At 71.4% G+C, this 17,802-nt stretch carries 1 protein-coding gene; it reads left to right on the top strand.

From position 1 onward, the window contains the following. A partial coding sequence (locus tag FBZ87_RS29405; RefSeq protein ID WP_186455026.1) for an Ig-like domain-containing protein occupies nucleotides 1-17,770 on the top strand: 17,770 nt, incomplete at its 5' end. Nucleotides 17,771-17,802: the final 32 nt, after the last annotated feature.

Below are 17,802 nucleotides of genomic sequence, written 5' to 3'. Positions count from 1 at the left end.
CACTGGAACGACCAACCCCACCACCGGCGGCGGTGGCACCGGCACCACGCCCACCGATCCCTCAACCGGGACCGGAACCGGCGGCACCGACCACGGCACTGGCCCGACCACCGGCACAGGTTCCGGCAGCGTCGAGGCCGGCGGTGGCAACACCGGCACTGGAACGACCAACCCCACCACCGGCGGCGGTGGCACCGGCACCACGCCCACCGATCCCTCAACCGGGACCGGAACCGGCGGCACCGACCACGGCGCCGATCCGACCACAGGTTCCGGCAGCGTCGAGGCCGGCGGCGGCAACACCGGCTCCGGCTCGACCAACCCCACCACCGGCGGCGGTGGCACGGGCTCCGGCTCCACCCCCACCGATCCCTCCACCGGGACCGAAACCGGCGGCACCGACCACGGCACCGATCCAACCACCGGCACGGGCTCCGGCGGGGTCGAGGCCGGCGGCGGCAACACCGGTACCGGCTCAACCGACCCCACCACCGGCAGCGGTGGCACCGGCACCACCCCCACCGATCCCTCCACCGGGACCGGAACCGGCGGCACCGACCACGGCACCGATCCAACCACCGGCACGGGCTCCGGCGGGGTCGAGGCTGGCGGTGGCAACACCGGTACCGGTACGACCGACCCCACCACCGGCAGCGGCGGCACGGGCTCCGGCTCCACCCCCATCGATCCCTCGACTGGGACCGGAACCGGCGGCACCGACCACGGCACTGACCCAACCACCGGCACAGGTTCCGGCAGGGTCGAGGCCGGCGGCGGCAACACCGGCTCCGGCACGACAGACCCCACCACCGGCAGCGGTGGCACGGGCGCCACGCCCACCGATCCGTCAACCGGGACCGGAACCGGCGGCACCGGCCACGGCACTGACCCGACCACCAGCACAGGCTCCGGCGGGGTCGAGGCCGGCGGTGGCAACACCGGCACCGGTACGACAGACCCCACCACCGGCAGCGGCGGCACGGACACCTCCCCCACCGATCCCTCGACCGGAACCGGCGGCACCGACCACGGCACTGACCCGACCACCGGCACGGGCTCCGGCGGGGTCGAGGCGGGCGGTGGCAACACCGGCTCCGGCGCGACTGACCCCACCACCGGCAGCGGTGGCACCGGCACCACGCCCACAGATCCCTCAACCGGGACTGGCGGCACCGGCCACGGCACTGACCCGACCACCGGCACGGGCTCCGGCGGGGTCGAGGCCGGCGGCGGCAACCCCGGTACCGGCTCAACCGACCCCACCACCGGCAGCGGTGGCTCCGGCTCCACCCCCACCGATCCCTCAACCGGGACCGGCGGTACCGACCACGGCACTGATCCGACCACTGGAACGGGCTCCGGCGGCGTCGAGGCTGGCGGTGGCAACACCGGCTCCGGCGCGACCGACCCCACCACCGTCGGCGGTGGCACGGGCTCCGGCTCCACCCCCACCGATCCCTCAACCGGGACCGGCGGCACTGATCCCGGCACCGGCACGGGTTCCGGTGGAACGACCGATCCTGGCACCGGTGGACACACCGATCCAGGTACAGGTGCCTCCATCAGCCTGACGCTGTCACCTGCGCTTGGCCTGGAAGATCATTCCATCGGCGTTTCCATCTCCGTCGGCTTGCCCACCTCAGGTGCTTCCGGAACCGTTAGCGTCACCATCGATGGTGTTCCGGCCGGCGCTACCCTATCCGCCGGCATTGATAACCATGACGGCACCTGGACGCTGACCGGCGATCAATTGGTGGGACTGACCCTCACCCCCCCGACGGACTACAGCGGCACCCTGAATTTGGGTGTGACGGCTCATGCCGCGCTGGACGGCACGGACATCAGTGCCACCGGCAGCCTGGCCGTCACCGTCGCCCCGGTGGCCGATGCCCCCACCCTGACGATCCTGCCCGCCGTGGGCCTGGAGGATCAGCCCATCGCCCTGACCATCGCTGCCGGGCTGCACGCTCCGGCCGATGGCGAGACCCTGAGCGTCACCATCGCCGGTGTCCCCGTCGGCGCCACCCTGTCCGCCGGCACCGACAATGGCGACGGCTCCTGGACCTTGACAGGCGCCCAGCTCACCGGCCTCACCATCACTCCGCCGACCGACTACAGCGGCACGCTGACCCTGTCCGTCACCGCCCATGCCGAAGTGGGCGGCACCAGCGCCGACACCACCGGCAGCCTGGCCGTCACCGTCGCCCCGATGGCCGATGCCCCCACCCTGACGATCCTGCCCTCCGTGGGCTTGGAGGATCAGCCCATCGCCCTGACCATCGCCGCCGGCCTGCATGCCCCGGCGGATGGCGAGACCCTGTCCGTCACCATCGCCGGTGTCCCCGCCGGCGCCACCCTGTCTGCCGGCACTGACAACGGCGACGGCACCTGGACCCTGACCGGCGCCCAGCTCACCGGCCTCACCATCACTCCGCCGGCCGACTACAGCGGCACGCTGAACCTGTCCGTCACCGCCCATGCCGAAGTGGGCGGCACCAGCGCCGACACCACCGGCAGCCTGGCCGTCACCGTCGCCCCGGTGGCCGATGCCCCCACCCTGGCGATCCTGCCCGCCGTGGGCCTGGAGGATCAGCCCATCGCCCTTACCATCGCTGCCGGCTTGCACGCTCCGGCCGATGGCGAGACTTTGTCCGTCACCATCGCCGGTGTCCCCGCCGGCGCCACCCTGTCCGCCGGCACCGACAACGGCGACGGCACCTGGACCCTGACCGGCGCCCAGCTCACCGGCCTCACCATCACTCCGCCGGCCGACTACAGCGGCACCTTGACGCTGTCCGTCACGGCGGAGGCTGCGGTCAATGGCACCACTGCCGACACCACGGGCACCCTGTCCATCACGGTGGCGCCCGTGGCGGATGCGCCGGTGTTGAGCCTGCAGGCGTCGGTGGGGCATGAGGACCAACCCATCGCGTTGAGCATCTCCGCCAGCCTGGTCGATCCGGCACAGGGTGAGACACTGTCGGTGACAGTGGCCGGTGTACCGGCGGGCGCCCACCTGTCGGCGGGCGTGGACAACCACGACGGCACCTGGACACTGAGCGCCGGCCAGCTGACGGGCCTGACCCTGACGCCGCCGGCCGATTACAGCGGCACGCTGACCCTGTCCGTCACAGCCCATGCCGAGGTGGGTGGCACCAGCGCCGATACCACCGGCACCCTGGCGGTGACGGTCGACCCCGACACCGTGCATGTCGGCGTGGGCATCGACGCCCCGGGCCTGACCCTGCTGCCGGCCATCGGCCTGGAAGACCAGCCCATCGCCCTCACCATCGCCACCAACCTGCCCAACCCGCTGGCGGGGGAGACGTTGAGCGTCACCATCAGCGGCCTGCCGGCCGGCGCCACCCTGTCCGCCGGCACCGACAACGGTGACGGCACCTGGACCCTGACGGCCGTGCAGCTCACGGGCCTGACCATCACCCCACCCGCCGACTACAGCGGCACCCTGACCCTGGGCGTCACCGCGCATGCCGAGCTGGCGGGGGTGGAGGCCACCACCAGCGCCAACCTGGCCGTCACCGTCACCCCCGTGGCCCACGCCCCCACCCTGGCCGTCCTGCCCGCCATCGGGCTGGAGGACCAGCCCATCGCCCTCACCATCGGTGCCGGCCTGGTGGCGCCCGCCGCCGGTGAGACGCTGAGCGTCACCATCGCCGGCGTTCCTGTGGGCGCCATCTTGTCCGCCGGCACCGACAACCACGACGGCACCTGGACACTGACCGGCGTCCAGCTCACCGGCCTGACCCTGACACCACCGGCCGATTTCAATGGCACCCTGGCCCTGAGCGTCACCGCCCATGCCGAGGTGGCGGGGGTGGAGACCACGACCAGCGGCAGCCTGACGGTCACCGTCCTGCCGGTGGCCGACGCCCCCACCCTGGCGGTCCTGCCCGCCATCGGGCTGGAGGACCAGCCCATCGCCCTCACCATCGCCGCCGGCTTGGTGGCGCCAGCCGATGGCGAGACGCTGAGCGTAACCATCGCCGGCGTTCCCGTGGGCGCCACCCTGTCCGCTGGTACCGACAACCACGACGGCACCTGGACCCTGACCGGCGTCCAGCTGACCGGCCTGACCATCACCCCGCCCGCCGATTACAGCGGCACGCTGACCCTGTCCGTCACCGCCCACGCCGAGGTGGGCGGCCTGGAGGCCACCACCAGTGCCAGCCTGGCGGTCACCGTGGCGCCCGTGGATGTCTCCATCGGTGCCGGTGCCAGCATCGAGGCGCCCAGCCTGGTGGTCCTGCCCGCCGTGGGCCTGGAGGACCAGCCCATCGCCCTGACGCTGGCGGCCGGCCTGACCGCCCCGGTGGCGGGGGAGACGCTGCACGTCACCATCAGCGGCCTGCCGGCCGGCGCCACCCTGTCCGCCGGCACCGACAACCATGACGGCACTTGGACACTGACCGCGGCACAGCTGACGGGCCTGACCTTGACGCCGCCCGCCGACTACAACGGCACCCTGGCCCTGAACGTCACCGCCCATGCCGACGTGGGCGGCCTGGAAGCCACCACCAGTGCCAGCCTGGCCGTTACCGTCACGCCCGTGGCCGATATGCCCAGCCTGGCCGTCCTGCCTGCCGTCGGGCTGGAAGATCAGCCCATCGCCCTGAGCATCGCCGCCGGCTTGGCGGCCCCCGCGGCGGGTGAGACCCTGTCCGTCACCATCGCCGGTGTGCCGGTCGGCGCCACCCTGTCCGCCGGTACCGACAACCACGACGGCACCTGGACCCTGACCACCGCCCAGTTGACCGGCCTGACCCTGACGCCGCCGGCCGATTACAACGGCACCGTCACCCTGACCGTCACCGCCCATGCCGAGGTCAACGGCACCAGCGCCGACGCCAGCGGCAGCCTGTCGGTCACCGTCCTGCCGGTGGCCGACGCCCCCAGCCTGGTGACGCTGCCGGCGGTGGGCCTGGAGGACCAGCCCATCGCCCTGACCATCGCCGCCGGGCTGCATACCCCGGCCGATGGCGAGACCCTGTCCATCACCATCGCGGGCGTGCCCGCCGGCGCCACCCTATCCACCGGCACCGACAACCACGACGGCACCTGGACCTTGACCACCGCCCAGCTGACGGGCCTGACCCTGACGCCGCCGGCGGACTACAACGGGACCGTCACCCTGACCGTGACGGCGCATGCCGACGCCAACGGCACCACCGCCGACACGACGGGCAGTGTGTCGGTCAGCGTGCTGCCGGTGGCCGACGTGCCCAACCTGGTGGTGCTGCCCACCGTGGGGCTGGAGGACCAGCCCATCGCCCTGACCATCGCCGCCGGCCTGGCGTCTCCGGCGGCGGGGGAAACCCTGTCCGTTGTCATCAGCGGCGTGCCCGTGGGCGCCACCCTATCCGCCGGTACGGACAATCATGACGGTACCTGGACCCTGACCGGCGTCCAGCTGACCGGCCTGACCATCACCCCACCCGCCGATTACAGCGGCGCGCTGAACCTGACCGTCACCGCCCACGCCGACGTCAACGGCACGGAGGCCACGGCCAGCGCCACCGTGGCCATCACCGTCCTGCCCGTGGCCGACGTGCCGAACCTCGTGGTCCTGCCGGCGGTGGGCCTGGAAGACCAACCCATCGCCCTCACCATCGGCGCGGGCCTGGCGACGCCGGCGACGGGGGAGACCCTGTCCGTCGTGGTGAGCGGCGTACCTGTGGGCGCCACCCTGTCGGCCGGCACCGACAACCATGACGGCACCTGGACACTGACCGGGGCACAGCTGTCCGGCCTGACACTCACCCCGCCCGCCGATTACAGCGGCACCCTGAACCTGACCGTCACCGCCCATGCCGACGTGAACGGCACCGAGGCAACGGTCAGCGGTGGTCTGGCGGTCACCGTCCTGCCTGTGGCGGATGTCCCTAACGTGGTGGCCCTGCCGGCCGTGGGGCTGGAGGACCAGCCCATCGCCCTGACCATCGCCGCCGGGCTGACGACGCCGGCTGCGGGGGAAACCCTGTCGGTGGTGGTGGGCGGCGTGCCGGTGGGCGCCACCCTGTCCGCCGGCACCGACAACCACGACGGCACCTGGACCCTGACCGGTGTCCAGCTGACCGGCCTGACTATCACCCCGCCCGCCGACTATAGCGGCACCCTGAACCTGACCGTCACCGCCCATGCCGACGTGAACGGGACGGAGGCCACGGCCAATGCCGCCGTCGCCGTCACCGTCCTGCCGGTGGCGGACATCCCCAACCTGGTGGTGTTGCCGGCGGTCGGATTGGAAGACCAGCCTATCGCCCTGAACATTGCCGCCGGCCTCACCACGCCCGCGGCGGGGGAAACCCTGTCGGTGGTGGTCAGCGGCGTGCCCACCGGCGCCGTCCTGTCGGCCGGCACCGACAACCATGATGGCACCTGGACCCTGACCGGTGTCCAGCTCACCGGCCTGACCCTCACCCCACCGGCCGATTATAACGGCACCCTGAACCTGACCGTCACCGCCCATGCCGACGTGAACGGCACCGAGGCAACGGTCAGCGGCAGCCTGTCGGTTACCGTCCTGCCTGTGGCGGATATCCCCAACCTGGTGGCCCTGCCGGCCGTGGGGCTGGAGGACCAGCCCATCGCCCTGAGCATCGGCGCCAGCCTGGCGACCCCCGTGGCGGGCGAAACCCTGTCGGTGGTGGTGGGTGGCGTGCCGGTGGGCGCCAGCCTGTCGGCCGGCACCGACAACCATGATGGAACCTGGACCCTGACAGCCGCGCAGCTGACGGGCCTGACCATTACCCCGCCCGCCGACTACAGCGGCACCCTGAACCTGACCGTCACCGCCCACGCCGACGTCAATGGGACGGAGGCCACGGCCAACGCCGCCATCGCCGTCACCGTGCTGCCCGTCGCCGACGTGCCCAACCTGGTGGCCTTGCCCGTGGTGGGCCTGGAAGACCAGCCCATCGCGCTCAACATCAGTGCCGGCCTGGCCGCGCCGGTGGCGGGCGAAGCCCTGTCGGTGGTGGTCAGCGGCGTGCCCACCGGCGCCGTCCTCTCGGCCGGCACCGATAACCATGACGGCACCTGGACCCTGACCGGCGTGCAGCTGACCGGCCTGACCATCACCCCGCCCGCCGACTACAATGGCACCATCACCCTGGGCGTCACGGCGCATGCCGACGTGAACGGCACCGCGGCCTCGGTGAGCACCGGCCTGACCGTCACCGTCCTGCCGGTGGCTGACATCCCCAACCTGGTGGTCCTGCCGGCCGTCGGCCTGGAAGACCAGCCCATCGCCCTGACCATCGGCGCCAGCCTGGCGACCCCTGCGGCGGGTGAGACGCTGACCGTCACGGTGAGCGGCCTGCCGGCCGGCGCCGTCCTGTCCGCCGGTACCGACAACCACGACGGCACCTGGACCCTGACGGGTGCCCAACTGACGGGCCTAACCCTGACTCCGCCTGCCGACTATCACGGCACCCTGACCCTGGGCGTCACGGCGCATGCCGACGTGAACGGCACGGACGCCGCCATCAGCGCCACTGTCGCCGTCACCGTGTTGCCGGTGGCCGATATCCCCAACCTGGCGGTCCTGCCCGTGGTGGGGCTGGAAGACCATCCCATCGCCCTGACCATCACCGCCGGCCTGGCGGCCCCGGTGTCGGCGGGGGAGACGCTGAGCGTCACCGTCGCCGGCCTGCCCGCCGGTGCCAGCCTGTCCGCCGGCACCGACAATCACGACGGCACCTGGACGCTCACCAGCGCCCAGCTGACCGGTGTCACCCTGACACCACCCGCCGATTACCATGGCAGCCTGAACCTGACCGTCACCGCCCATGCCGACCTGAACGGGACGGACGCCACGGCCAGCGCCAATTTGGCGGTCACGGTGCTGCCCGTGGCCGACATCCCCAACCTGGTGGTGCTGCCCACGGTGGGGCTGGAGGACCAGCCCATCGCCCTGAACATCGCCGCCAGCCTGACGGCGCCGGTGTCGGTGGGTGAAAGCCTGACGGTCACCGTGGCCGGCCTGCCCGCCGGCGCCATCCTGTCGGCCGGCACGGACAACCATGACGGCACCTGGACCCTGACCGGGGTGCAGTTGAGCGGCCTGACCGTCACCCCGCCCGCCGACTACAACGGCACCCTGAACCTGACCGTCACCGCCCACGCCGACGTCAACGGCACGGAGGCGACCGCCAGCGCCAACCTGGCGGTGACCGTGCTGCCTGTCGCGGATATTCCGAACTTGGTGACCTTGCCCGTGGTGGGCCTGGAGGATCAGCCCATCGCCCTGAACATCACCGCCGGATTGGCAAGTCCGGCGGCGGGCGAGACCCTGTCTGTGGTGGTCAGCGGCGTGCCGGCGGGCGCGACCCTGTCCGCCGGCACAGATAACCACGACGGCACCTGGACGTTGACCGGGGCTCAGCTGACTGGGCTGACCCTGACCCCGCCGGCCGACTACAGCGGCACCCTGAACCTGGCCGTGACAGCCCACGCCGACGTCAACGGCACGGAAGCCTCGGCCAATATCGGGCTGGCTGTCACGGTGCTGCCGGTGGCGGATATCCCCAACCTGGTGGCCCTGCCCGTGGTGGGCCTGGAAGACCAGCCCATCGCCCTGACCATTGCCGCCGGCCTGACCGCCCCGGTGGCGGGGGAAACGTTGAGTGTCACCATCAGCGGCCTGCCGGCCGGCGCCACGCTGTCGGCCGGTACCGATAATCATGACGGCACCTGGACCCTGACCACGGCCCAGTTGACCGGCCTGACCCTCACCCCGCCCGCCGATTACCATGGCACGCTGAACCTGTCCGTCACCGCCCACGCCGACGTGAACGGCACCGAGGCGACCGCCAGCGCCACCGTCGCCGTCACCGTCCTGCCCGTGGCAGACATCCCCAACCTGGCGGTCCTGCCCGTGGTGGGTCTGGAAGACCAGCCCGTCGCCCTCACCATCGCCGCCGGCCTGGTGGCCCCAGTGGCGGGGGAAACGCTGAGCGTCACCATTGCCGGCATGCCGGCGGGCGCCACGCTGTCCGCCGGCACAGACAATCATGACGGCACCTGGACCCTGACCACGGCCCAGTTGACCGGCCTGACCCTCACACCGCCCGCCGATTACCACGGCACCCTGAGCCTGGCCGTCACCGCCCACGCCGATGTCAACGGCACGGAAGCGACGGCCAGCGCCACCGTGGCCGTCACCGTCCTGCCCGTGGCCGACGTGCCCAACCTGGTGGTCCTGCCGGTGGTGGGGCTGGAAGACCAGCCCATCGCCCTGACCATCACCGCCGGCATCGCCACACCGGCGGTGGGAGAGACCCTGTCCGTGGTGGTTGGCGGCCTGCCGGCCGGCGCCACGCTGTCGGCCGGCACCGACAACCATGACGGCACCTGGACACTGACCGGGGCACAGCTGACCGGCCTGACCCTGACACCGCCGCACGACTATCACGGCACCCTGAACCTGACCGTCACCGCCCATGCCGACCTGAACGGGACGGAGGCGTCGGTGGGCGCCAGCCTGGCCGTCACCGTCGTGCCCGTGGCCGACGTGCCCAACCTGGCCGTCCTGCCCGTGGTAGGGCTGGAGCATCAGCCCATCGCCCTGAACATCGCCGCCGGCATCGCGGCCCCGGCGCCAGGTGAGACGCTGACCGTCACCGTCAGCGGCGTGCCGGTGGGCGCCACCCTGTCCGCCGGTACCGACAACCACGACGGCACCTGGACCCTGACCGGCGCCCAGCTGTCCGGCATCACCCTGACCCCGCCCGCCGACTATCACGGCACGCTCAGCCTGGGCATCACCGCCCATGCCACCCTGGCCGGTGTCGAGGCCACCACCAACGCCAGCCTGTCGGTGACGGTGCTGCCGGTGGCCGACATTCCCAACCTGGCGGTCCTGCCGGTGGTGGGGCTGGAGGATCACCCCATCGCCCTGACCATCACCGCCGGCATCGCCACGCCGGCGGTAGGGGAAACCCTATCGGTCGTCGTCACCGGCGTGCCCGTGGGCGCCACCCTGTCCGCCGGCACCCATAACGCCGACGGCACCTGGACGCTGACCGGCGCCCAACTGACCGGCCTGACCCTGACCCCACCCGCCGACTACCACGGCACCATCACCCTGGGCGTCACCGCCCATGCCGACCTGGCGGGGGCCCAGGCCTCGGTCAGCGCCAACCTGGCGGTGACGGTGCTGCCGGTGGCCGAGGTGCCCAACCTGGTGGCCCTGCCGGTGGTCGGCCTGGAAGACCAGCCCATCGCCCTCACCATCGCCGCCGGCCTGCCCACCCCGCTGGCGGGGGAAACCCTGTCCGTGGTGGTGGGCGGCCTGCCCGCCGGCGCCACCCTGTCCGCCGGCACGCATAACGGCGACGGCACCTGGACCCTGACCAGCGCCCAGTTGACGGGCCTGACCGTCACTCCGCCGCATGACTACAACGGCACCCTGAACCTGACCGTGACCGCCCACGCCGACCTGAACGGCACGGAAGCGACGGCGAGCGCAAACCTGACCGTCACGGTGCTACCCGTGGCCGACATCCCCACCCTGGCGGTGCTGCCCACGGTGGGGCTGGAGAACCAGCCCATCGCCCTGACCATCGGCGCCGGCTTGGTGGCCCCGGCCCTGGGCGAAACCCTGTCCGTCGTCGTCAGCGGCGTGCCGGTTGGCGCCACCCTGTCCGCCGGTACCCACAACAGCGACGGCACCTGGACCCTGACCGGGGGCCAGCTGACCGGCCTGACCCTCACCCCGCCCGCCGACTACACCGGCAGCCTGACCCTGGGCATCACCGCCCACGCCGACATCAACGGCACGGACGCGGCGATCAGCGCCAACCTGGCCGTCACCGTGCTGCCGGTGGCGACCATACCCACCCTGGTGGTCCTGCCCGTGGCGGGCCTTGAAAGCCAGCCGGTGTCGCTCAACATTTCCGCCGGGTTGGTTAGCCCCGTGGTGGGAGAGACGCTGTCGGTGGTGGTCAGCGGCGTGCCCGCCGGCGCCACCCTGTCGGCCGGCACCAACAACCATGACGGCACCTGGACGGTGACCGGGGCCCAGCTGACCGGCCTGACCCTGACCCCGCCAGCCAACTACCACGGCACCCTGGACCTGACCGTCACCGCCCACGCCGGCCTGAACGGTACGGACGCCGTGGCCAGCGCCCACCTGTCGGTCAATGTGCTGCAGGTGGCGGACATCCCGACCGTGGCCGTCCTGCCGGCCGTCGGGCTGGAAAACCAGCCTGTGGCGCTGAACCTCACCGCCGGCCTTGCCGCCCCGGTGGCGGGCGAGAGCCTGTCCGTGGTCGTCAGCGGCCTGCCCCTGGGCGCCACCCTATCCGCCGGCACCCACAACGCCGACGGCACCTGGACCCTGACCGGGGCCCAGCTGACCGGCCTGACCCTGACCCCGCCGCACGACTACAGCGGCAGCCTGAACCTGACCGTCACGGCCCACGCCGGCCTGAACGGCACGGACGCCACGGCCAGCGCCAACCTGGCCGTCACCGTCCTGCCCGTGGCCGACGTCCCCAACCTGGTGACCCTGCCCGTGGTGGGCCTGGAGAACCAGCCGGTGGCCCTCAATATCACCGCCGGCCTCGCCACCCCAGTGGTGGGAGAGGCCCTGTCGGTGGTGATCAGCGGCGTGCCCGTGGGCGCCACGCTGTCCGCCGGCACGCACAACAGCGACGGCACCTGGACCCTTACGGCCGCCCAACTGACGGGCCTCAGCATCACCCCGCCGCACGACTATCACGGCACCTTGAACCTGACCGTCGCCGCCCATGCCAGCCTGAACGGCACCGACGCGGTGGCCAGCGCCAACGTGGCCGTCAACATCCTGCAGATCGCCGACGTTCCCACCCTGGCGGTGCTGCCGGCCGTGGGGCTGGAGAACCAGCCTGTGGCCCTCAGCCTGACCGCCGGCCTGGCCGCGCCCGTGGCGGGGGAGACGCTGTCCGTGGTCGTCACCGGCGTGCCCGTGGGCGCGACGCTGTCCGCCGGCACCCATAACGCCGATGGCAGCTGGACCCTGACCGGCGCCCAGTTGACCGGCCTGACCCTGACGCCACCGGCCAACTACCACGGCACCCTGGACCTGACCGTCACCGCCCACGCCGGCCTGAACGGCACCGACGCCGCGGCCAGCGCGCACCTGTCGGTCAACGTCCTGCAGGTGGCGGATATCCCGACCCTGGTCACCTTGCCGGCCGTGGGCCTGGAGAACCAGCCGGTGGCCCTCAGCCTGACCGCCGGCCTCGCCACCCCCGTGGTGGGCGAGACGCTGTCCGTGGTCGTCACCGGCGTGCCGGTGGGCGCCACCCTGTCCGCCGGTACCCACAACGCCGACGGCACCTGGACCTTGACCGGCGCCCAACTGACGGGCCTCAGCATCACGCCGCCGGCCAATTATCACGGCACCCTGAACCTGGGCGTCACGGCGCATGCCGGCCTCAACGGCACCGACGCCACAGCCAGCGCCACCGTAGCCGTCACCGTGCTGCAGGTGGCGGACATCCCGACCCTGGTCACCCTGCCGGCCGTGGGCCTGGAGAACCAGCCCGTGGCCCTGAGCCTGACCGCCGGCCTGGCCGCCCCCGTGGTGGGCGAGACGCTATCCGTGGTCGTCACCGGCGTGCCCGTCGGCGCTACCCTGTCGGCCGGCACCCACAACGCCGATGGCAGCTGGACCCTGACCAGCGCCCAACTATCCGGCCTGACCCTGACCCCGCCCGCCAACTACCACGGCACCCTGAACCTGACTGTCACCGCCCATGCCGGCCTGAACGGCACCGACGCCACGGCCAGCGCCAACCTGGCGGTGAATGTCCTGCAGGTGGCCGACATTCCGACCGTGACCGTCCTTCCCGCCCTGGGCCTGGAGAACCACGCCATCGCCCTGACCCTGGGGGCCGGCCTGCTGGCCCCCGTGGTGGGCGAGACGCTGTCCGTGGTCGTCACCGGCGTGCCCGCCGGCGCCACCCTGTCGGCCGGCACCCACAACGCCGATGGCAGCTGGACCCTGACCGGCGCGCAACTGTCCGGCCTGACCCTGACCCCGCCCGCCAACTACCACGGCACCTTGAACCTGGCCGTCACCGCCCACGCCGGTCTGAACGGCACCGACGCAGCGGCCAGCGCCAGCATGGGCGTCACCGTCCTGCCGGTGGCCGATGTGCCCAATCTGAACCTGGGCACGTCGCTGGGCCTGGAGAACCAGCCCATCAGCCTGAACCTGGCCACCAGCCTGCCGGAGGCGATCACGGGCGAGACCCTGGCAGTGACCATCAGCGGCCTGCCCCTGGGCGCCACGCTTAACCACGGCGTCCTGCAACTGGACGGCAGCTACCTGCTGACCCCGGCGCAGCTGGCGGGGCTGACCATCACTCCGCCCGCCAACTACACCGGTACCCTGACCCTGTCGGTCGACGCCCACACTTCAGTCAATGGCACCAGTGCCGATGCCACCGGCAGCCTGTCGGTCACCGTGCTGGCCACGACCCAGGCGCCCACCCTGGCGGTCGCCGCCGCCGTGGGACTGGAGGATCGTCCCGTCGCCCTGACCATCGCCACCTCCCTGGTGGCGTCGGTGGCGGGTGAGACGCTGTCCGTCACCCTGACCGGCGTGCCGGCGGGCGCCACCCTTTCCGCCGGCATCCACAACGCCGATGGCAGCTGGACCCTGACCGGCGCCCAGCTGTCCGGCCTGACCTTGACCCCGCCAACCAACTACAGCGGCACGCTCAGCCTGGGCGTCACCGCTCACGCGGCCCTGGGCTCGGTGGAGAGCACCACCAGCGCCGTCCTGCCGGTGACAGTCACAGCCGTGGCCGACACGCCCCACCTGGCCGTCCTGCCCGCCAACGGACTGGAGGACCGCGCCGTCCCGCTGACCATCATGGGTAGCCTGACCGACACCGACGGGTCAGAGGTCATGAGCATCGTCGTCAGCGGCCTGCCGCTGGGCGCCACGCTGAACCACGGCATACTGCAACTGGACGGCAGCTACCTCCTCACCCCGGCCCAGCTGTCCGGCCTGACGGTGACGCCGCCTACCAACTACAGCGGCACCTTCAACCTCACGGTCACGGCGCACGGGACCGAGACCAGCAACCTGAACGACGCCGCCACCAGCCTGATCCTGCCGGTGACGGTGGCCGGCGTGGCCGATACACCCACCCTGGTAATGACCCCGGCCCTGGGCGTAGCCAACGCCACCATTCCCCTGGTAGTGGCCCCGGTCCTGGGCGACACCGACGGGTCGGAGCAGCTGTCGGTCACCGTATCGGGCGTCCCGGCCGGCGGCACGCTGAACCACGGCCAATTAACGGCCGTCCTAGCCAACGGCACAACGGTATGGTCGCTGTCACCCAGCGACCTGTCTGGTCTGACGCTGACTCCGCCGCACAACTACAGCGGCATGCTGAACCTGACCGTCAACGCCATCGCCACGGAGACCGGTAGCGGCAGCACGGCCAGCGTCAGCGGCACCCTGGGCGTCACCGTTCTTGGGTCCTTGGGCGTGCCCAACCTGCTGCACAGCGACGTCTCGGTCAGCTTGGGTGCGGCCGTGGGGGTGCAGGGGACGGCCACGGCGCTGGACCTCACCACGGGGCTGTCCGCCGCCGCGTCGGTGAGCGACCTCAACTCCGTCGTTGTCAGCGGCCTGCCCGCCGGCGCCTCACTGAATCACGGCATCCTGCAGCTGGACGGCAGTTATCTGCTGACGCCTTCTCAGCTGACGGGGCTGACCATCACCACGCCCTCCAGCTACAGCGGCAGTTTCAACCTCAACGTCTCCTACGGTGTCGGCGTCGGCGCACAGGCGGAAACGGTGGGCGGCACCCTGGGCGTGCAGGTCGCGGCCGTGGCCAATGTCGGCTCGGTCGTCACCTCGGCCGTCAGTGGGCTGTACCACACCGCGCTGGGCCTCAACGTCGTGGGCTCGCTGCTGGACACGGTGGGGACGCAGCAGCAGTCCTACATCATCGGCGGCGTTCCCAACGGCGCCCACCTGTCCGCCGGCATCAACAACGGCGACGGCACCTGGACGGTGCTGCCCAGCCAGATCACCGGTCTGACCGTCACCCCGCCCATCAGCTACAGCGGCACCATGAACCTGACGGTGACGGAAGTGGCGCGCGACGCGAACGGTTCCGTCGCCGTCTCCGCCACCCAGCCGCTGGCGGTCACGGTGGCCTCTGAAGTGGTGGGGGCGCTGACCGGCCTGCTGCTGACCCCCGTACACGGGTTGGAGGACACGGCCATCACCCTGGGCACCAGCCTGGTCAGCCTGAACCTGCTGGGGGCGGCCAGCGTCACCATCGCTGGCGTACCTGCCGGCGCCACCCTGTCGGGCGGCACGAAGAACAGCGACGGTACCTGGACGGTGGCCAGCGGCCTGCTGAGCACCTTGAAGATCACCCCGCCCACCAATGATGCCAGCGACTTCCAGCTGGGCCTTTCGGTCAAGGTGCTGGGCATCACCACCCAGATCGGCCTGCTGAACGTGCGGGTCGACGCCGTGGCCGACGCCCCCACCCTCACCGTTACCGGCTCCGCCAGCGTGACGGAGAACCATAGCATCCCGCTGACCATTACCGGGGCGCTGACGGACACCGACGGGTCGGAAACCCTGTCCTATGCCATCAAGGGCTTGCCGGCCGGCGCCACCCTCAGCGCAGGTCACTATAACGCCCTGACCGGCGACTGGGACCTGAAGGCGTCGGAAGTGGCCAACCTGACCCTCACCCCGCCCACCAACTACAGCGGCACGCTGAACCTGCAGGTGGTGGCCATCTCCTCGGAGTTGGAGGGCAACTACACCAGCACGTCGAAGAGCCTGTCGGTGACCGTCACCCCGGTTACGCAGCAGCCCATACTGACCATCACGCCGTCGACGGGAGCGGAGCATACGCCGATCGCCCTGCATGTCGGCGCGGCCCTGGGCGATACCGACGGGTCGGAACACTTCACCACCATCCTGGTATCGGGCCTGCCCGCCGGCGCCACCCTGAACCATGGCACCAGCCTGGGCGGCGGGGTCTATTCCCTGACCACTGCTGACCTCACCGGCCTGACGGTGACGCCGCCCACCGGCTACAGCGGCACGCTGAACCTGACGGTCAGCGCCACGGCGCAGGACGGCACGGCGGCCACGGCTACCACCACCGGCACCCTGGCCCTGACGGTCACGGCGGTGGCCGACGCCCCCACCCTGACCCTGCCCACCACGCCGGTGGCGGTGACGGCCGGGGCGGCCACGGCCCTGAACATCGCCGGGGCGTTGGTCGACACCGACGGGTCGGAGCGCCTGTCCGTCACCATCGGCAACGTGCCCACGGGTGCGGTGCTGTCGGCGGGCCTGAACAACGGCGATGGCACTTGGATCCTGACGGCGGCACAGCTGGCCGGCCTGAAGGTCACCCTGCCCAGCACCGTGACCAGTGACGTGAACCTGACGGTCACGGCCCACGCGCTGGAAACCAGCACGGGCAGCGCGGCGGACACCACCAGCACCGTCACCCTGCATGTGACCCCGGCCGCCGCCGGCGTCCATCTGGCGGCCCTGGATACGGCGACGACGGAGGATACGGCGGTGGCCCTGACCCTGGGCGTATCGACCGACAACCTGGACGCCAACGGCCATGTGTCGGTGACGGTCACCGGCCTGGCCAGCGACGCCGTGCTGAACCACGGCACCCACAACGCCGACGGCAGCTGGACGCTGACCACCGACGACCTGGCGGGCCTGACCCTGACCCCGGGTCACAATGACGCCAGCGCCATCACGGCGCACGTCGCGGCCACCGCCACCACCGGGGCCGGCGTCATCTCCACCACCAGCGGCGACGTCCACATCGCCGTCATGGCGGTGGCCGACGCCCCTACCCTGCAGACGACGGACACCAGCGGCAGCAACAACGGCCCCATCGCCCTGAACATCCAGTCTGCCCTGGTGGATACGGACGGGTCGGAAAACCTGCATGTCACCGTGGGCGGCCTGCCCGTGGGCGCCATGCTGACGGCGGGGACGGACAACCATGACGGCACCTGGACGCTGCAGTCGTCCGACCTGGCGCATGTGTCGCTGGTGCCCTCGGGCACCGAGACGGGCACGCTGGCCCTGACCGTGACGGCCACGGCGCAGGAGGCCAACGGCAACACGGCCAGCACCACCAGCCTGCTGCACGTGGCGGTGGCTGATAGCCATAACCTGGCGACCGACGGGCTGCTCGCCTCCGGCCTCAGCCTGTCGGCGGTCAGCGGCCAGACGGTCTCGCACGCCATCGTGTCACTGGACCCGCTGGCCTTCCACACGGGCGACAGCCTGTCGCTGGCCGGCCTGCAACTGGACACGACGGCGGACGGCCGCACCATGATCGCCAGTACCAATATCGAGGTGGTTGGCGGCGGCTTCGACAGCGTGCACCATAGCCTGACGCTCGCCGGCGACGCCGATGCCAGCACCTACCAGTCCGTCCTTCAGGCCTTGAACCTGAACGCCGGCGCCGACAACGGCACGCGGGCCATCAGCATCGACCTGTACGACCAGGGCGGCGCGCACATGGCGTTGGGTCACTTCGACCTCAGCCACACGGTGGGCACGGTGGGAGACACGTTGACGGCACTCAGTACAACCTTGAGCACGGGCCTGGACACCACCTTTGACAGCTCTACCTCGTCTTCGGGGCTGGACAGCGCCGTGGCCGATCCCTTCAGCGGGTCATCGACGGTGGACACCACCGTCCACCACGACACGACCATCCACACCGGGTTCTGACCACATCGGACTGAGAGATGCCAGAAACACCA

The organism is Nitrospirillum amazonense, from assembly GCF_007828035.1.
Taxonomy (GTDB): domain Bacteria; phylum Pseudomonadota; class Alphaproteobacteria; order Azospirillales; family Azospirillaceae; genus Nitrospirillum; species Nitrospirillum amazonense.
Note: the sequence above shows the minus strand (reverse complement) of the source record. Positions and strands in the feature narration are given on the sequence as shown.